Below are 17,169 nucleotides of genomic sequence, written 5' to 3' on the forward strand. Positions count from 1 at the left end.
AGACGAACTCCGACAGCGAATTTCACGTCAGTCCTGTCGGAGTTCGGCCTGACGCTTGGTGCCATGACTACGTCTCATGGTGGAAGCGAGTTTCTCCGGATTCTCGATGCGCAATCCGGTCTGGTACGGCAACAGCAACTCTCGTCATTCGGATACAACCGAGGGATGCTGCGGAACTTTCTGGACCGCGGCGAATGGCAGCGCGTTCTACAAGGCGTGTATGCAGTGACCGCTGGCCCGCTCACCAGAGAAATGATCTTGAACGCCGCTTGGCTTTATGGTGGCGCGCAAGCGATTCTGAGCCACGACACTGCAGCTGAGGAATGGGGAATGCGTCGCATCGACGCAGACAAGCCAGTCCATGTCACCGTGCCCTACGGCAAGTCCGCTCGCTGTCAGTCCGCGACAATCCGCCGAGTTCCAGCGCGAACGTCGGGTGCACTTGTCAGAGTGGGTGGCGTGGTTCACCCCGGGGTAGTCGTCCACCGATCCCGAGCCCACCGATACATCGGCGTGCCGTCAGTCATACCTCGAACGTCGCGGGCGGATACCGCGATTGATCTTGCGACCGCCGAATCCACAGCGCGAAGCGCCTACGTTTCACTCATCACCACAGTGACAAATGCGCGAATTCCGTTGAACGATGTGCGTCGTCGGATTGACGAACGAACACCACATCGATTCAAGGGTGCGCTTCCGATACGGTACGACTCCTGGCAGACGGGGTGCAGTCAACGCTCGAATACCACTATGCGGTCGACGTGGAGCAGGCGCACGGGTTGCCGTCGGCCAGACGCCAGTCTCCGGTCCGCGTCGACGGCCGCACGCTGTACGAGGATTGCGACTACAGCGAAGTCAGTGTGCCGCTGATCGTGCGTCTCGACGGTCGGTGGGCGCATTCCATGGCAGAAGTGGCATTTCGTGATCGCCGCCGTGACAATGCGGCAGAGCTGGCAGGTCGTCCGCGGTTGGTCTACGGATTCGACGAGGTGATGAAGACCCCGTGCCAGGTTGCGCACGAGGTGGAGACGGTCTTGCGGCGGGGAGGTTGGGTGAGGACGCAGTCGGGTGCCTGCGGCACCTGTGCGCCTTTTTGGTAGTGCCGACTACCAAAAAGGCGCACAGGGGCTTTGCCCCTAGGCCTTCCACCACGGGCGAAGCGGCACATGCGCCTCACCCTTGGGGCCGAGCTTCACGGCCAGAACCTGGTGCAGCTGAACGACATTGCGCTCGAACCCGAGTCGTGAGCCGGCCATGTACAGGCCCCAGACGCGGGCGGTTCCTTCGCCGACCTCGGCGACGCAGGCGTCCCAGTTGTCGACGAGATTCTGGCACCATCCGGCGAGCGTCAGTGCGTAATGCTCGCGAAGGTTCTCTTCGTGACGCACCTCGAGGCCGACGTTCTGGATCTCGGAGATGATGCGACCCGAACCGGTGAGCTCCCCGTCGGGGAAGACGTACCGGTCGATGAATCCGCCTGCCTTGGCGCTGCTTCGGTTGTCCGGACGGGTGATGCAGTGGTTGAGCAGACGCCCACCCTCACGCAGCTTGCCCTTGAGGAACTCGAAGTACGCCGGGTAGTTTCCGACGCCGATGTGCTCGGTCAGGCCGATGGAGGACACTGCGTCGAATCCGGTCTCGGCCACGTCGCGGTAGTCGGAGAAACGGACCTGGGCGAGATCGGCGAGGCCCTCGTCCTCGATGGCCTTCTGTGCCCAATCCGCTTGCTCGCGAGAGAGAGTCACGCCGATCACCTTGACGCCGCGCCTGGCCGCGTAGCGGACCATCGAGCCCCAGCCGCAGCCGATGTCGAGAAGTCGATCACCCTTCTGGAGTCCGAGCTTCTCGAACACCAGGCGGTACTTGTTCTCCTGGGCTTCTTCGAGCGTCTGTTCCGCATTGTCGTAAGCGGCACAGGTGTACGTCATGGACGGGCCGAGGACGTACTCGTAGAAGGTGTTGGAGACGTCGTAATGGTGATGGATGACTTCGGCGTCACGAGTCTTGGAGTGACGCAGTCCTTCTGCGACGCGACGCCAGCGAGGAAGGTGTTCCTGGGGCGGCGGGGCGATGGGCCGCAACAGATCCCAGCCAAGTGAGCGGGTGATGCTGGCGAGTGTCAGTGCCGACGGGCGCTTGAGGTGGAGTTCGTCACCCATGATGCGCAGGATCTCGTACGGATCACCGGGGTGAACACCCTCGGCTTCGAGATCGCCGGAGACGTACGCGCGGGCCATGCCGAGATCGCCGGGCGCCGTTGCGAGATAAGTGGTTCCGCGAGTCGACTTGAGGTGCAGTCCGTAGTCGGCATCTTCGGGGCCGGCGGTGCTGCCGTCGTACGCGGTGAATCGAAGCGGCAGCATGCCGTCGGAAAGCGTCTCGAGAATCTCGGCAATAGAGAGCTTGTCCTGGCTTTTGGAGTCTTTGAACGTGGTCATTTACGTTGCACCGCCTTAGAGAATAGATCCAATAAACGGGATTTCGGGTCGTAGCGTTCCTTGAGTCCGATGTACCGGTCGCCGCCGTAGTACAGCTCCTCGAAGTCTTCCTTCGAGTAGTAGGAGTCGGAGTAGAGCGATTTGTGTCCGTCGAAATCGCTGACCTTTTCTTCGATCAGTCGATTTGCTGCCCCCTCGCGCTCACCGGGAACGATCGGCACCGAAGACCAGAAGCCGATGTTGACGTAGGTGCGCTTGGGTTCGAGGGGGTAGAGGGGCCACGGCCGTGATGCAGAAGCGGCGGCCGGGCTTGGCTCGCGAAGACGCAACGGGCACAACCACAGTGGTTCGATCGGGATTTCCTCGAGGAACCACGAGACGAAGTCCGCGGTTCGTTCGATGGGTACCTCGACGTCCTGGACGACGCGTTCGCGCGGGGGCTTGCCCTTGCGCTTTTCGAGGCGATCTCCGATGTCGTACTTGTGGTCGAGGGCGATCAGCTTCCAGTAGAAGCTGCTGCGCAGGTACTGCTTGGGCCAGAAGCGCCGGATCTTCGGGTTCTGTGCACCGAAAGCTCGTGAGCACCAGAACCAGTCGGTGTCCCAGCGCCACAGGTAGTCGCGAATGGTCAAGCGATCCGTCTTGGGCTGGGTGAGTGACGAATGCTGGATCGACCGGTAGAAGATGTCCTGGTCGGTGTAATCGCTGACCGGGCCTTCCTCGTCGGTTTGCACGCCGAGTGTGAGGTAGCTCTCGGAATCGGTGAAGACCACCCCGTCGAGATAGTCGACGGCGATCCCGTCGTACTCGCGTTCGGTGACGATGCGATCCATCGTTTCTTCGAGTTTCTTCAACGAATCGAAGCGCACGTGGCGCAAGGCGACGTACTTCTTGACGGGTTCGAGTGCGATCTTCAATCGCGTCGAATAGCCAAGGGTGCCGTAGGAATTGGGGAAACCGAAGAACAGTTCGGCGTGTTCGCCGTCCGGTGTTGCGGTGATGATCTCGCCGCTTCCGGTCAGTACGTCGATTTCGAGTACCGACTCGTGCGGCAGGCCGTTGCGGAACGAGGTGGACTCGATGCCCAGGCCGGTCACCGCACCGCCCAGGGTGATGGTCTTGAGTTGAGGCACGACCAGGGGCGCCAGCCCGTAGGGCAGCGTCGCGTCGACGAGGTCCTCATACGTGCACATGCCGGCGACGTCGGCTGTGCGCGCCTGCGCATCGACGGCGATGACACCTGCCAGACCGCTGACGTCGAGGCCGGGGGCCGACGTCTTGGCGCGAGCGCGGAACAGATTGGATGTCTTCTTTGCCAGGCGTACAGAAGCATCGGCGGGAATGGCGCGGTATGACGCGAGTAGGCGTTCGACGCCTTCTCTGTGCTGCTCGAACCCCATTTCACGCGCAGCATCGGAACCCGGGCCTTGCTTTGTCCGGATTCGATCTAACTTCTGAACTACCCCATTGAACGAGAGAGTCACACCCTGACGCTATCGGTAGTTGCGTGTGCAAGCTATCCGGAGGGGCATTAATGCCCGAATTTGATCGAGTTGTTGCAATCGAACTCGGTAAATGCTCCGAGTGGTGAACCAGCTCACACGGAATGGGTAGATGGTCGAGATACCCGGGCGCAGCAGGCAGTATGGAAAGGAATATCTGCGCAGTTCGAGGTGCGGATTCGGGTAGTCATTCGCGGTATCGAGCCGCGTTGGTCGAGCAAGGAGACGTAGGGCATATGGGTCAGGTCAATGCAATGAGTTCGACAGTCGTCACAGCAGCACCCGACAAGGTGCTCGCGGCGCTCTCGGACTACGAGACGGTTCGCCCGCGAATCCTGTCCGAGCAGTACCTCGACTACAAGGTCGTCGAAGGTGGCCAGGGTGACGGAACCGTCGCGCAGTGGACGCTCAAGGCGACGGAAAAGCGCTCGCGCAACGTCAAGGCGACAGTGACGGTCGACGGCAACGTCATCACCGAGAAGGACGCGAACTCCAGCCTCGTCACCACCTGGACCGTTGCCCCCAACGGCACCGGAACGACGGTGACGACGCTCACCCAGTGGCAGGGTGCCACCGGTATCGGCGGCTTCTTCGAGCGCACGTTCGCTCCGAAGGGTCTGCAGCGCATCCAGGCCCAGGTCCTGGACAACCTCAAGCGCGAACTCGTCTAACCGATCCTGCATCACCGAGATGGCGTCGTACCTTCACCGGTACGGCGCCTTCTTTCATGGGCCGGTAATGATCCGTCCGAATTCGGTGAGTGCGGGGTTTCCGCTTTCCCAGTAATCGCTGTGAACTCCGAACCCAGGCTCCCCGGGGGATCCGGCGAATACCTGCGCGCCGAATTCCGGATCCGACGGGTCGAACCCGTGGACTCCGAGGATCTTGGGGATCAATTGGACCGGATCCCAGAAGGCCGTCGTCGAATGAACATGGTGAGCCATCTCGGCGGAGTCGACGCCGTCCAGGCTCAGTTCGTTCACGCGCTCGGCATCGACGCCGGGGCTTGCGACAAAAACCAGTTCGTCGACGTCGAGAGAAGCGCCACGGGTAGTCGCAGCACCGATCACGGTGCTGCCGTAGGAATGGCCGATCACCACGTTGTGCGAAGGCGGACCGTCATGCGAGGTTCGTAACCCGTCCTGGAAGCCGTCGAGCCTCGGCGCTGCGGAGTTGGCGTACCGATCCGATGCTGCGTCGGGAATGCCTGGGGGAGCGTCGTATCCGGACCACAGGATCACTGATGTGGCTTCCGTTGGCGCCGCCCTGACCGCCGCGTCGTACATGGCCTTGGTTCGTTGCAGGTCTCCGCCGACGCCCGACAGCCCGGAGCCGGTTCCGGGAACCAGTGTTGCGACGTTGCCGGCGGCATCGGGATTACCGACTGCCACGACGGCATGCCCATCCGTGACCGAGAGAAGGAACGTGTCCGGTCGAAGTTCGCCGCGCACGGCCGTGTATCCGGCAGCGACCGTTCGATCCGGCAACTGCTCGAGCGCAGAGAGGTACCGCCGGTTGTAGTAGTCCCGGTCGAGAGCGGGAAGGCCGTCCCGGCTACCGATGGACGGATCCCACCTCGCTAACGCGTCTTTCTCGTTGGGCGTGAGCGATTCCCAGAGTCGGTGTAGCTCCGTTGGTGTCCCGGGGAGTGTCGACCTCCCGTCGAGGATGTCGAGGACAGTGCGGTCGAGGCGATCAGGCTGATTGCCAAGGAGTGATCCGATCTCTCGGAATGCCGCACCCAGAGCAGTCGCGGCCCGGTTGTCTTCGTCGTCGAGTGCCGTCAATGCAGTGGAGATCTTCTGCTGAAAAACCTTTGCAGCCGTGTCGTTTTCGGAATCTTGCATGGCGTCGGCCAGATTCCATGGCTGCTTCGTCTCAGGTGCCGATACCGCTCCACTGTCTGACACCGTCAAGCCGTGTTCGAGAGTCGCCTCCTCGACCAGGTCCAGAACTGATTTTCGCGCCGCACCGATCGTATTGGCCGCTCCGCCATACAGATCCGCAACTACGCGAACTGCAATCGACAGCCGCGACGAGGAAAGCGAGATACCAGACCACTGCACTGCCGCCGCGCTCGACGCTTGTCCCTGCCAGAATTCGCGGACGGCGTCGATGCTGCGTCCGGCGTCATTGCCGAGGACTTCGATCTGCCGGTCGATGTCGATCAATTCCGAAGCGCTTGTGCGCAATTTCTCCGGTGACCATGTTCGAAGCTGAGAGACGGTGGGCTGCATCAGTAGGCTCCGCGCAGTTCGGACACCACTTCGCCCTCGGCAGCGTCGTACAGACGTGCTGCGGCAGCGGTTCCCGACGCCATGAGTCCCAACTGCGTAGCCAGGTGCCGGTACGCGTCGGCGATGACGCCTGCATTCCCAGTCGACACAGCCGTGACAGCGGACGAATTCAGGGCCGCCGCGGCTTCGAAAATCGGTCCGGCGGAATCGATCCCCGAGATCTGATCCGCAATTCGAGACAGATCAGCTGAAAGTTGCTGCAGAGCAGCGAAATCTACCTGAAGTATCGGCCCCATGGCAGAACCGTATCCAGGTGAGCGGGCTACCTCGGCGGTGCCGACATACCTGTGGACAAGTGGAATTTCTCCACAGAAGACAGGTCAGGGGGTTGTGAGGAAGGCGGTGACTCCGCTGGTGACGGCGGACGCATATTCCTGCTGACCGTCCGGGCTCGTCATGCGCGCTGCCTCGTCGGCATTTCGCATGTTGCCGAGTTCGACCAGAATCGACGGCCGCTGCGACAGATTGAGTCCCGTCAGATCGGCGCGTGGTGCCAGCCCGTCGTCACCGATGTAGGTCGACGGGGTGAGCCCGGCTGTGACGAGTGAGTCGCGCATGGTTTCGGCAAAGGTGACGGACGGGCCGGCCTGCACCGCGTTCAGCGGGGGCGCGGAGTAGCAGACGTGGAAGCCCTCGGCTCCGGCTGCTGCGCCGTCCGCGTGAATGCTCACCACTACGTCGGCGCCGGAGGAATTGGCAGCTTCGGCGCGTGCGTCGACGCAAGATCCGACGCTGATGTCGTCCGGTCGACTCAGGACCACTGTGGCGCCTTGGCCTTCGAGTTCGCTCTTGACCAGGCTCGCGACTTCCCAGTTGAAGGTGTGCTCGGGGAACCCGGCATCGGTGTTGGTGCCGGTGGTCTGGCAGTTCTTGGTGCCGCCGCGGCCCGTGGGGACCTGGGTGTTGATGCTGTCGTCGTTCGCCCCGCTGTGCCCGGGATCGAGGAAGACGACCTTGCCGGTGAGCGCAGCGGGGACGTCAGCGGCGACAGTGCTCAGCGGAGACACCTCGACCGAAGTCGTGGCCTCGGCAGTCTCGGTCGGAATCGTGCACGCAGCGCTCAGAAGCCCGGCCCCGACCACGGCGATCAGGGCAGGGGAGCGGAACACACGTGATGCCATGTTTGACCCTCTTGACGGTTTTACGGTGTCTGACTGGTTCCGGCGCACCCGCTCACGGTAGCGCCCACCGACTACGCTGGTGGGGATAACTCTGTAGAAAGGACCGCTCGTGCAACCAGGTGGAGCACCCGACATGTCTGCTCTGTTGGCTCAGGCTCAGCAGATGCAGCAGCAATTGATGGCGGCGCAGCAGGAAATGGCTCAGGCCGAAGTGACCGGTCAGGCCGGTGGCGGACTGGTTGTCGCCACGGTCAAGGGCACCGGCGAGGTTGTCGGTCTGCAGATCGATCCCAAGGTCGTCGACCCCGAAGATGTCGAGACGCTGCAGGATCTGGTGATCGGCGCGATCGAGGACGCTTCGCGTAAGGCACAGGAAGTCGCTGCTGAGAAGCTCGGCCCGTTGGCCGGCGGACTCGGCGGAGGCCTTCCCGGTCTCCCCGGCTTCTAGAAACGAGAACGCGTGTACGAAGGTCCGGTTCAGGATCTGATCGACGAACTCGGGAAGCTTCCCGGAGTCGGGCCGAAGAGCGCTCAACGCATCGCTTTTCACCTGCTCTCCGTGGAGCCTCCCGAGATCGACCGTTTGAAAAATGCATTGCAGCGCATCCGTGACGGCGTTCAGTTCTGCACGGTGTGCGGAACTGTCTCCGATCAGGAGAAGTGCCGCATCTGCGCCGACGCACGTCGCGATCGCACGGTGATCTGCGTCGTGGAGGAACCGAAGGACGTCCAGGCCGTCGAGCGCACCCGTGAGTTCAAGGGTCGTTATCACGTGCTCGGCGGTGCGCTCAATCCGCTCTCGGGGATCGGGCCTGACCAGTTGCGTATCCGGGAGTTGTTGGCTCGCATCGCAAATCAGGAGGACGGCGTCGACGTGTCCGAGGTCATCATCGCCACCGACCCCAACACGGAGGGTGAGGCGACAGCTACCTATCTCGTTCGCATGATGCGAGACATTCCGGGGCTGACGGTGTCTCGGTTGGCTTCGGGTCTTCCGATGGGTGGCGATCTCGAATTCGCAGACGAGTTGACGCTGGGTCGGGCATTGTCCGGCCGTCGTGAATTGTCGCGGAACGCTTGATGAGCGGCACGGAGCAAGGTCAGCAGGTGCGTCGTACGTCCGAGCAGACGCGTGCGCAGATCATCGCGTCGGCCGGGAAAGCATTCGCGACTCGGCCGTACCGCGAAATCACGCTCAAGGACATCGCCGAAGACGCAGGCGTCAGCGCGCCTCTGATCATCAAGTACTTCGGTTCCAAAGAGCAGTTGTACGACGAGTTGGTCGACTTCCGGGCAGCGGCGGTCACGGTCTTCGACGCCCCGAACGACTCGCTCGGCGAGCGCATGGTCTCGCTGTTCACCAAGCCGCTGGAGTCGTACAAGCCGCTGTCCATGAGCTTGTTGTTCATGAGCGGCGTCAGTGAAGAGAGCAACCGCAAGCTGCGCGAGAACTATTCGACGCAGATGATCGACACCCTCGCCGGTCGCCTGTCCGGCCCCGACGCGAGATTGCGCGCGGAACTGGCGATGTCGATGGTGGTCGGAGTGGCGATCATGCGCCGACGGATGATGGCCGGCCATGCCACCGGCACCCAGGACGAGGTGGTTGCGCTGTACGCACCGCTGGTGCAAAAGCTGCTCGACGGGTGAGCGGCGTCACAATTCTTGCTAGGTAAATATCCGTTCACCTAATGTAGGTGAACGGATATTTACCTAGTGAGAACAGGCGGTGTGGGGTGACGACGCTCGACCGTCCGCCGGGCACGCCTGCAGTCACCACCTCCGACGCGGGACTCGCGCAGCCGCGCTCCCGCTTCCTGTTCCCCATCGTTGTCGCCGCCGCAGTGTTCCAGGCTGTTCTGCAGACGGTCATCGTTCCACTGCTGCCGGAGTTGCCGCACTTCACCGGCGCTGGACGCACGGCCGTGTCCTGGCTGGTGACCGTCACGTTGCTGGTCGGCGCTGTCGTCACTCCCATCTTCGGCCGGCTCGCCGACATGTTCGGCAAGAAGAAGATGCTTCTGGTTGCTTTCTCGATGATGACTCTCGGCTCGATGTTGTGTGCGCTGTCGTCGGACATCGCTGTCCTCATCTTCGCGAGAGCGTTGCAGGGGGCCGGGTCGGCAGTCATCCCCATCGGAATCTCCATGCTCCGTGACGAATTGCCACGCAACAAGGTCAATGGCGCAGTGGCCATGATGAGTTCGACGCTCGGCGTCGGAACCGCTTTGGGCATACCGTTTTCTGCGATGATCGCGCAGTACTCGAACTGGCACGTCCTGTTCTGGGTAACCACCGCCATCGGGCTGTCCGTGACTCTTGCTGCGGTGCTGTTCATTCGAGAGTCCGAGCCGAATCCGTCGGGAAGATTCGACGGCGTCGGGGCGGTTGGTCTGAGCGCCGCGATGATTGCTCTGCTTGTGCCGATCACTCAGGGGTCGAGTTGGGGGTGGACCAGTGGAGCGGTGATCTCCATGCTGGCCGCGTCGGCGGTGCTGTTCACGCTCTGGGTAATTCAACAGCGGCGCAACGTCAATCCGCTGGTCGACGTCCGTGCTCTCGTGAAACGTGCGGTGTTGATCCCGCATCTGGCGGCTCTGCTGGTCGGGTTCGCGTTTTTCGGGAACACACTGATCACCACACAACTGCTGCAGGGGATGAAGGGGCCGGGTGCCGGGTACGGCCTGTCGATCATCGCGGCAGCGCTCTGCCAGATTCCGGCGAGTATCGCGATGGTGCTGTTCTCACCGGTTGCGGTGCGTATCACCGACCGCTTCGGTTCACGGACCGCGATGTTGACCGGCGCCGTGTTCCTCGCCGGCGGGTACGGGATTCACGCCGTTGCCGGTAAGCCACTGTGGGGAGTGGTTGCAGCACTGGGTATCACAGCGGTCGGGACTGCCATCGTGTACAGCACGCTCTCGCTGTTGATTCTGGTTGCCGTACCTCGTCAGCGACTGGCGGCTGCCAACGGGGTGAACTCACTTCTGCGGACGTCCGGAAGCACGATCTGCAGTGCGACGGTGGCAACCATTCTCGCTGCATTCGTGATCAGCGGTTCGGAACATTCCACGTCGTGGACCGGATTCTCCGTCGCCTACCTGGTGTGCGCGGGCTGCGCGGTGGTCGTGTTCGCGGTGTCGATCCTGTTGCCGCAGGGACGAACCCCGAAACATCTGGATTTGCCGGATCTGGTCAGGCGACCCTGAATCCCGAGAGGAAGAGCGTGATCATCAGATCCGCGAACTCGTCGGTGGTGTACTTCTGGCGATCCGGCCAATGCGTTGTCGACCACAAGGTGTCTCGTACCGATCGATAGAAAATTTCCGGTGCCACGTCTTTGCGGAAGATTCCCTGATCGACGCCTTCGGCAATCGCTTTCATCCAATGCTCGCGGACTTGGCGGGAAGGCCCGTCGACGGATTGCAGGAGATCGTTGTCGCGAAGATAAGCCCGATCGTTCTGGTAGATCGCCGTCGGGTGCGGGTGTAGTTCGATGACGACCAGCGTCTCGCGGATCAAGCCGCGCAGGACTTCCTCGGGGTCGTTTGCCGTCTTCTCAACCTGATCGAAGCGGAGCTGAATGTCGGTGATGAAGCCGCGCATGAGCTCGGCAACTATCGCATTCTTCGACTTGAAGTAGTGGTAGAGGCTGCCCGAGAACACACCGGCGGCGTCGCCGATCTCGCGAACGGTCGTGGTGGCGACACCCTTTCTGGCAAACAGCTCGGCTGAGCTCTCCAGGATCTTCTCCCGACGATCTGGTGATGCCACTGAAATCTCCACTGGTTGTCGGTCCTGCTCAGGGCAGGGTTTCGGGGGTGCCGGGCTGCCGGCGTCGAACGTAGCGCAATCCTGCCTGATAGCTCCGGCTCGAACCAATTCGTCGGTGAGATCGCGTGTTTCCACTTCCGGATTCCTATGCTAGCTTCAAAATCAAGCGCTTGCTCAACTTTCGTTCACGGAGGATTTCAGTGCAGAGCCTGCAGACGCAGTTTCCGAATTTCATCGGCGCAGAGGCCGAACCACCCCGCGTCGCCCGCTACGCCGTCAACGAGGCGATGATCCGCAACTGGGTCGAGGCACACGACGACCGCAACTCGATCTACGTCGACGCCGAAGCCGCTCGCAGTACCGGTCGTCGAGACGTCGTCTGTCCGCCCGCCATGATCTCGACCTGGGTGATGGCGGGTTACCGACGTTATCGGCAGGTCCAGCAACTTCGTGCCGACGGAGTCTCCGAGGACTTCGCCTATTCACGACTGCTGGCGCTGTTGGACGAGGCCGGATACACCTCCGTTGTCGCGACCAACGTCGAGCAGGAGTATTTCGCGGAGCTGAGCCCCGGTGACCACGTCACCGCGCATTTCACCATCGAAGCGATCTCGCCGTTCAAACAGACGGCTCTCGGTCACGGGTGCTTCATCACTCTGTTCAAGAAGTACGTGGACCAGGACGGAAAGACGCTGGTCGAAGAGCGCTTTCGACTGCTCAGATTCAAACCAGATGCCCAGACAGATACCAAGCCCGAAGCCCAGGAGGTAATCGCATGAGCGAGACTGGCTCCCGCCACACCGCGGTGCCGAGACTCACCGTCACCGACGACAACGATTTCTTCTTCTCCGCGGCCAAAGAGGGTCGCCTCGAGATCCAACGGTGTGCGGATTGCAAGACTCTGCGCCACCCGCCAGCGCCCGCCTGCCCGGAATGCCGCTCGTTCAGTTGGGACACAGTCGAATCCACGCGGCGATGCACGTTGCACAGCTTCACGGTCATCCATCACCCGAAGGATCCTGCTTTCGAGTACCCACTCGCCGTCGGACTCGTCGATCTCGAAGAAGGCACGCGTCTGGTTGCCGACATCGCGGGGATCGATCACGAGGAACTCGAATTCGGCATGGAACTCGAAGTGACCTTCTCCGAGCACGCTCACGGCGAGATGCTGCCGCAACTGAGGCGACGGGGTTCGGTGCAATGACGAAACTGATTGACTGCGAAGTGGGTTCGGTCCTCCCCAGCCTCGAATTGCCGTTGGATCGAACGCTGATCGTCGCCACCGCGATCTCTTCTCAGGATTTCGAGGACGTGCATCACGATCCGGGCAAGGCACAGGATCGCGGAACTCCCGACATCTTCATGAGCATCAACACCACCAACGGGCTCATCGACCGCTACATCACCGACTGGTCCGGCCCGGCGTCACGGATCGTCAAAACATCACTACGGCTTGGTGTTCCGAACTTTCCCGGAGACACCATGACATTCACCGGCGAGGTCACCGCCACAGACGGCCGGGCGCTCACCGTGACGGTTCTCGGGAAAAACGCCCGCGGAACACACGTGACGGCCGACGTGACTCTCGAACCGGTGGAAAGGGTAATCGCATGACACGAGGATTTTCGAGGCAAGCAGCCATCGCCGGAATCGGCGCCACCGAGTTCTCCAAGAACTCCGGCCGCAGCGAATGGCAGTTGGCGTGCGAATCTGTGATCGCCGCACTCGACGACGCGCACATCGAGGCAGAAGAGGTGAACGGATTTGCGCTGTTCACCATGGAGAACAATCCTGAGATTGCGGTCGCACGCGCCCTCGGGATCCCGGAATTGACGTTCTTCAGTCGAATTCCACACGGCGGCGGCGGTGCCTGCGCACCGGTTCAACAAGCAGCGCTTGCCGTCTCCAGCGGAGTTGCCGACGTTGTGGTCGTCTACCGTGCCTTCAACGAAAGATCAGGTCACCGATTCGGCGCCGGCCCGCCACCTTTTGCGTACAACGCGTCGACGGACCAGGAGTATCGGAACTGGATCAACCCGTACGGGCTTCTGACCCCGGCGCAGCAGGAAGCCTTCCTCGCCAAGCTGTACATGCACAAGTACGGGGCAACAAGCGCCGACTTCGGCCAGATCTCGGTCCTCTCACGCAAGCATGCGGCGAACAACCCCAAGGCCTGGTTCTACGAACGCCCGATCACTATCGAGGACCATCAGAACTCACGCATGATCGCCGATCCCATCCGCCTGCTCGACTGCTGCCAGGAAAGTGACGGCGGACAGGCGCTGGTGATCGTCAGTGCGGAGCGCGCCCGCGACCTGCCGCACAAACCTGCGGTCATCAGTGGCGCTGCGCAAGGTGTAGGTCCGCAACAGATTTCGATGAGCAGCTACTACCGCGACGACATCGACAGCATGCCGGAAGTCGAACTCGTGGCGCGCCAACTGTGGGACCAGGCCGGTATCGGCCCGGACGACATCGATGCCGCAATTCTCTACGACGCCTTCACTCCGATGGTTCTGCTTCAACTCGAGGAGTACGGATTCTGCGGTCGAGGTGAGGCAAAAGACTTCATCGCCGACGGGAATCTCGAGCTGGACGGTCGCCTGCCGATCAACACCCACGGTGGCCAACTCGGTGAGGGATACATCCACGGCGTCAACGGCATTGCCGAAGGTGTACGCCTGATCCGCGGCACCTCCACCAATCAACCCACCAAAACTCTGGACAACGTGCTCGTGACCGGCGGCTCTCCCGTCCCGCACAGTGCGCTCGTCCTCTCGGCAGATCGCTGAATCTGCCGCCTATTCGAGAAAGCAGGAACAAGATGAGCGAGCGGATCACCTACGCCAGGGCCACCCACGGCGAGGAAGAAATACAGGCTGTTGTCGACGTCTTGCGCAGCGGGCATCAAGGATTGCGCATCGGCAAGAACGTCTTCGAGATGGAAGAACGTATCGCGGCCTTGGCCGGCAAGAAGTTCGGCGTCATGTGCAACTCGGGATCCTCGGGTTTGTACTTGGCAGTCGAGCTGCTTGGACTGCCTGCGGGAAGCGAGATCATCACGTCGCCGTTGACGTTCTCCACCGATATCGCACCGATCGTGCGTGCCGGTCTGGTGCCGGTGTTCGTGGACGTGGAACCCAACACGTTCAACGTCGACGTCACCAAGATCGAGGCAATGGTCACCGAGAAGACCGGTGCCATCCTGATGCCGAACCTCGCCGGCAACTGCCCGGACTGGGACGTCATTCGTGATATCGCTGATCGCCATGGACTCAAGGTGATCGAGGATTCGTGTGACGCGATCGGCGCCACGCTCCGCGGTACTCCCACCGGGTCTCGGGCGGACATCGTCGTCACCAGTTTCTCGATGGCACACATCATCACGTGCGCGGGAACCGGTGGAATGGTGTGCGTCGACGACGAAGCCAGCCGTGACAAGGCTTTGCTGCTTCGCCGCTGGGGCCGTCGTAGCGAGCCGAACCTGTTCGGCAGTACCAAGTCCGGCCGAGTCTTCCGTGAAGAACTCGACGGCGTCGACTACGACAACGACTTCATCTTCGAGCTCATGTCGTGGAACTTCGAGCCCTCCGAACTCGGCGCAGCTTACGGCGTCGTGCAGCTCGACAAGCTGGAACAGAACTACAAGACGCGTAAGGCAACATTTGCGGCCTTCACGGCGGCATACGGCGCCCATCCTGAATTCTTCACGACGCCGGTAGAACTCGACGGTCTCAACACGGCGTGGCTGTGTTACCCGGTGATGATCAACGAGAACGCCCCCTTCACGCGCAGCGACCTGCAGGAAGCCATCGAGGCCGACGGCATCGACACCCGAACCGTGTGGAGCGGCAACGTCACTCGTCACCCCATGATGAACAACATCGAATTTCGCCAGCCGGCCGAAGGTTTGCCGGAAGCGGACGCAGTTTTTGCCCGCGGCATGACACTCGGCATGAGCCACGGTTTGCGTGACGGCGAAGTTGCTCGGATTGCGGAGAGCATCAATCGCTTCGCCGCGAAGTGGAAGTAGCATGACCGATCGCTTCGAAGGACGCCGAGCGCTTGTCACCGGTTCCAGCCGCGGAATCGGTGCAGGCGTCGCAGAGAGGCTGGCAGCGGAAGGCGCTGACGTCGCTCTCGTGGCCCGGACGCTCGGTGCACACGCAACCCTGCCGGGCAGTCTCGAAGAGACTGCGGCTCGAATTGCCAAGTACGGAAACAAAGTCGAGATAGTTGTCGCAGATCTGACGGACGAGCAGCAGCGCGACACCGTTGTGCCGCTGGCGATCGAGAAGCTTGGCGGGACGATCGACATCCTGGTGAACAACGCGGCAGCGGCGATCTATCAGCCGCTCTCGGATTACCCACTGCGGCGGCGACGGTTGATGTTCGAGGCAAATGTCCATGCACCGCTCGATCTGATGCAAGCCGTGGTGCCGGGGATGGTGGCAAACGGATACGGCTGGATCGTGAACGTGTCCAGTGGCACCGTCAAACCGTGGCATGGCCCGCCGTTCACGTGGGTCGAACCGGGAACTGCCATGACCGTGTACGGCGCGTCCAAAGCAGCGCTCAACAGGATGAGCAACGGCATGGGCGTGGAACTCTACGGCCAGGGGGTTCGCGTCAACACGGTTCAACCGCGGGCAGCGGTGCTCAGTGAGGGCGCCAGAGTCCTGGTCGGTGAGACTATCCGGCCGGATCAGGTCGAATCTATGGAAGAAATGGTGGAAGCGGTCACAGCGCTGTGTGATTGCGACACCGAGTTCACCGCGCGCTCGAGCGTCAGCTTGGACCTGATCGACGAGTGGTCCCTGACCGTGCGTGGTCTGGACGGCGCAGCATTACCGGAGAACCCAGCATTACGAACCGAGGAGTTGGCATGAAGCCCGTCATCGTGGACGCAGCACGAACGCCGTTCGGCAAGCGTGAGGGTTGGCTGTCCGGAGTCCACGCGGCGGAACTGTTGGGTTATGCGCAGAAAGGCGTGCTGGATCGGGTGGGCGTGGATCCTGGCGCGGTCGACCAGGTCATCGGCGGCTGTGTGACGCCTCTCGGTGAGCAGTTCGGAAACATCGTGCGTACGTCCTGGATGCATGCGGGCCTTCCGTTGGAAGCGGGCTGCACCACGATCGACGCGCAGTGCGGAACCGCGCAGCAATCGGTGCAGTTGATTGCCGGGCAGATTGCCATCGGTGCAGTCGACGTGGGTGTGGCGTGCGGTGTGGAACTGATGTCGCGGGCACCACTCACCTACAAGGTGGGTACCGGCCTCGGAACACCACGTCCGGAGTCGTGGTCACTCGATACCGTCGACCAGTACACCGCGGCCGATCGGATCGCTGTCAAGCGCGGTTTCAGCCGCGAGGATCTCGACTCCTTCGGGCTGCGCTCGCAGCAGCGAGCCGCAGCAGCATGGGAGGCAGGACGCTTCGACTCGCACATCATCGATGTGGTCGCTCCGGGCTCTGACGCTCCGGTCCATCGGGATCAGGGTCTGCGCGAATCGAGTCTCGAAGGGCTCGCGAAGCTGCGCACCGTTCAAAAGGGCGGATTGCACACCGCTGGAACGTCTTCGCAGGTCTCGGACGGTGCGAGTGCCGCTCTGCTGATGTCCGAGGATCGAGCCAGGATGCTCGGGGTGCGGCCGCGGGCAAAGATATTGGCGCAGTGCGTCATCGGCGGAGACATCGAGTTCATGCTCGACGGTCCCGTGGACGCGGCAAACATCGTGCTCGGCCGCACCGGTCTGACGATCGACGACATCGACCTGTTCGAGGTCAACGAGGCATTTGCTTCGGTACCGATGTCGTTCGCGCAGGTTCACGGCGTCGATCCCGAATTGCTGAACGTCAACGGTGGTGCAATCGCGCTGGGCCACCCGGCCGGTGCAACCGGAATCAGACTGTTGGCCAATGTCATCGACGAACTGGAGCGTCGGGACAAGTCCATCGCACTGATCGCGATCTGCGCGTCCGCCGCAACAACCTGCCTGATTCTCGAACGCATCTGACAAGAACCGAAGATTGAGGAA

Annotated in this window: 18 protein-coding genes and 1 pseudogene; 13 read left to right on the top strand and 6 right to left on the bottom strand. The window is 61.9% G+C overall.

Going from position 1 to position 17,169, the window contains the following annotated elements; genetic code table 11:
- The first annotated feature begins 63 nt into the window (after positions 1-63).
- Positions 64-1,100: pseudogene (locus P0M12_RS14185) on the top strand (type IV toxin-antitoxin system AbiEi family antitoxin domain-containing protein).
- 36 nt (positions 1,101-1,136) lie between these two features.
- On the opposite strand, the gene P0M12_RS14190 reads toward P0M12_RS14185, so the two are convergent.
- Both P0M12_RS14190 and P0M12_RS14195 read right to left on the bottom strand, forming a co-directional pair.
- Positions 1,137-2,438, bottom strand: coding sequence for a class I SAM-dependent methyltransferase (locus tag P0M12_RS14190; RefSeq protein ID WP_003943932.1), 1,302 nt, complete (start codon positions 2,436-2,438; stop codon positions 1,137-1,139).
- Entirely contained in the window at positions 2,435-3,838 is a 1,404-nt protein-coding gene (locus P0M12_RS14195) for an FAD-binding oxidoreductase (RefSeq protein ID WP_007731548.1), read from the bottom strand. The genes P0M12_RS14190 and P0M12_RS14195 overlap by 4 nt, the downstream gene beginning before the upstream one ends.
- Before the next feature lie 338 nt (positions 3,839-4,176).
- Between P0M12_RS14195 and P0M12_RS14200 the strand changes: the two genes are divergently transcribed.
- Positions 4,177-4,611, top strand: coding sequence for an SRPBCC family protein (locus tag P0M12_RS14200; RefSeq protein WP_003943959.1), 435 nt, complete (start codon positions 4,177-4,179; stop codon positions 4,609-4,611).
- A gap of 54 nt (positions 4,612-4,665) precedes the next feature.
- Here the strand turns inward: P0M12_RS14200 and P0M12_RS14205 are convergent, their stop codons facing one another.
- The 3 genes from P0M12_RS14205 to P0M12_RS14215 form a co-directional block, all read right to left on the bottom strand.
- Positions 4,666-6,177, bottom strand: coding sequence for an alpha/beta hydrolase (locus P0M12_RS14205; protein ID WP_277377863.1), 1,512 nt, complete (start codon positions 6,175-6,177; stop codon positions 4,666-4,668).
- Positions 6,177-6,473: a hypothetical protein gene (locus tag P0M12_RS14210; protein WP_007731542.1), complete on the bottom strand. Its 297-nt coding sequence runs from the start codon at positions 6,471-6,473 to the stop codon at positions 6,177-6,179. Before P0M12_RS14210 ends, P0M12_RS14205 begins: the two co-directional genes overlap by 1 nt.
- Before the next feature lie 84 nt (positions 6,474-6,557).
- Entirely contained in the window at positions 6,558-7,358 is an 801-nt protein-coding gene (locus P0M12_RS14215) for an Rv3717 family N-acetylmuramoyl-L-alanine amidase (protein ID WP_277377864.1), read from the bottom strand.
- Positions 7,359-7,467: 109 nt separating this feature from the next.
- On the opposite strand from P0M12_RS14215, the gene P0M12_RS14220 reads away from it, so the two are divergent.
- The 4 genes from P0M12_RS14220 (at position 7,468) to P0M12_RS14235 (ending at position 10,567) form a co-directional block, all read left to right on the top strand.
- Positions 7,468-7,806: a YbaB/EbfC family nucleoid-associated protein gene (locus P0M12_RS14220; protein WP_003943929.1), complete on the top strand. Its 339-nt coding sequence runs from the start codon at positions 7,468-7,470 to the stop codon at positions 7,804-7,806.
- A 12-nt stretch (positions 7,807-7,818) separates the two neighbouring features.
- Entirely contained in the window at positions 7,819-8,439 is a 621-nt protein-coding gene (recR, locus tag P0M12_RS14225) for a recombination mediator RecR (RefSeq protein ID WP_003943917.1), read from the top strand.
- Positions 8,439-9,008: a TetR family transcriptional regulator gene (locus P0M12_RS14230; protein ID WP_042447770.1), complete on the top strand. Its 570-nt coding sequence runs from the start codon at positions 8,439-8,441 to the stop codon at positions 9,006-9,008. Before recR ends, P0M12_RS14230 begins: the two co-directional genes overlap by 1 nt.
- Positions 9,009-9,094: 86 nt before the next feature.
- A complete protein-coding gene (locus tag P0M12_RS14235) occupies positions 9,095-10,567 on the top strand; it encodes an MFS transporter (RefSeq protein WP_007731537.1) in 1,473 nt (490 codons plus the stop codon).
- On the opposite strand, the gene P0M12_RS14240 is transcribed toward P0M12_RS14235, so the two are convergent.
- The gene (locus P0M12_RS14240) at positions 10,554-11,267 is read right to left on the bottom strand and encodes a TetR/AcrR family transcriptional regulator (RefSeq protein ID WP_172827063.1); all 714 of its coding nucleotides are present in this window, start codon (positions 11,265-11,267) and stop codon (positions 10,554-10,556) included. The two genes, P0M12_RS14235 and P0M12_RS14240, sit on opposite strands and share 14 nt — an antisense overlap.
- A gap of 65 nt (positions 11,268-11,332) precedes the next feature.
- On the opposite strand from P0M12_RS14240, the gene P0M12_RS14245 reads away from it, so the two are divergent.
- Genes P0M12_RS14245 through P0M12_RS14275 form a run of 7 tightly spaced genes read left to right on the top strand, consistent with a single transcriptional unit; the run spans position 11,333 to position 17,148 of the window.
- Positions 11,333-11,911 (top strand): MaoC family dehydratase N-terminal domain-containing protein, encoded by a 579-nt coding sequence (locus P0M12_RS14245; protein WP_054188606.1) that lies wholly within the window; start codon positions 11,333-11,335, stop codon positions 11,909-11,911.
- Complete coding sequence (locus P0M12_RS14250; protein ID WP_054781277.1) at positions 11,908-12,336, top strand: OB-fold domain-containing protein; 429 nt, start codon at positions 11,908-11,910, stop codon at positions 12,334-12,336. The genes P0M12_RS14245 and P0M12_RS14250 overlap by 4 nt, the downstream gene beginning before the upstream one ends.
- Positions 12,333-12,746 (top strand): acyl dehydratase, encoded by a 414-nt coding sequence (locus tag P0M12_RS14255; protein WP_047271582.1) that lies wholly within the window; start codon positions 12,333-12,335, stop codon positions 12,744-12,746. The genes P0M12_RS14250 and P0M12_RS14255 overlap by 4 nt, the downstream gene beginning before the upstream one ends.
- On the top strand, positions 12,743-13,924 hold the full coding sequence (locus P0M12_RS14260; protein WP_030535711.1) for a lipid-transfer protein: 1,182 nt from the start codon (positions 12,743-12,745) through the stop codon (positions 13,922-13,924). The genes P0M12_RS14255 and P0M12_RS14260 overlap by 4 nt, the downstream gene beginning before the upstream one ends.
- 32 nt (positions 13,925-13,956) lie before the next feature.
- Entirely contained in the window at positions 13,957-15,165 is a 1,209-nt protein-coding gene (locus tag P0M12_RS14265; RefSeq protein ID WP_277377865.1) for a DegT/DnrJ/EryC1/StrS aminotransferase family protein, read from the top strand.
- 1 nt (position 15,166) lies between these two features.
- On the top strand, positions 15,167-16,021 hold the full coding sequence (locus P0M12_RS14270; RefSeq protein ID WP_042447783.1) for an SDR family NAD(P)-dependent oxidoreductase: 855 nt from the start codon (positions 15,167-15,169) through the stop codon (positions 16,019-16,021).
- Positions 16,018-17,148, top strand: coding sequence for a steroid 3-ketoacyl-CoA thiolase (locus tag P0M12_RS14275; RefSeq protein WP_277377866.1), 1,131 nt, complete (start codon positions 16,018-16,020; stop codon positions 17,146-17,148). Before P0M12_RS14270 ends, P0M12_RS14275 begins: the two co-directional genes overlap by 4 nt.
- Positions 17,149-17,169: the final 21 nt, after the last annotated feature.

Source organism: Rhodococcus sp. RCBS9 (genome assembly GCF_029457415.1).
Classification (GTDB): domain Bacteria; phylum Actinomycetota; class Actinomycetes; order Mycobacteriales; family Mycobacteriaceae; genus Rhodococcus_F; species Rhodococcus_F qingshengii.

Coding starts and splice junctions, on each gene's coding strand:
- P0M12_RS14190 (WP_003943932.1), bottom strand. CDS start 2,438: ATGACCACGTTCAAAGACTCCAAAAGCCAGGACAAGCTCTCTATTGCC.
- P0M12_RS14195 (WP_007731548.1), bottom strand. CDS start 3,838: ATGGGGTTCGAGCAGCACAGAGAAGGCGTCGAACGCCTACTCGCGTCA.
- P0M12_RS14200 (WP_003943959.1), top strand. CDS start 4,177: ATGGGTCAGGTCAATGCAATGAGTTCGACAGTCGTCACAGCAGCACCC.
- P0M12_RS14205 (WP_277377863.1), bottom strand. CDS start 6,177: ATGCAGCCCACCGTCTCTCAGCTTCGAACATGGTCACCGGAGAAATTG.
- P0M12_RS14210 (WP_007731542.1), bottom strand. CDS start 6,473: ATGGGGCCGATACTTCAGGTAGATTTCGCTGCTCTGCAGCAACTTTCA.
- P0M12_RS14215 (WP_277377864.1), bottom strand. CDS start 7,358: ATGGCATCACGTGTGTTCCGCTCCCCTGCCCTGATCGCCGTGGTCGGG.
- P0M12_RS14230 (WP_042447770.1), top strand. CDS start 8,439: ATGAGCGGCACGGAGCAAGGTCAGCAGGTGCGTCGTACGTCCGAGCAG.
- P0M12_RS14250 (WP_054781277.1), top strand. CDS start 11,908: ATGAGCGAGACTGGCTCCCGCCACACCGCGGTGCCGAGACTCACCGTC.
- P0M12_RS14255 (WP_047271582.1), top strand. CDS start 12,333: ATGACGAAACTGATTGACTGCGAAGTGGGTTCGGTCCTCCCCAGCCTC.
- P0M12_RS14260 (WP_030535711.1), top strand. CDS start 12,743: ATGACACGAGGATTTTCGAGGCAAGCAGCCATCGCCGGAATCGGCGCC.
- P0M12_RS14265 (WP_277377865.1), top strand. CDS start 13,957: ATGAGCGAGCGGATCACCTACGCCAGGGCCACCCACGGCGAGGAAGAA.
- P0M12_RS14270 (WP_042447783.1), top strand. CDS start 15,167: ATGACCGATCGCTTCGAAGGACGCCGAGCGCTTGTCACCGGTTCCAGC.
- P0M12_RS14275 (WP_277377866.1), top strand. CDS start 16,018: ATGAAGCCCGTCATCGTGGACGCAGCACGAACGCCGTTCGGCAAGCGT.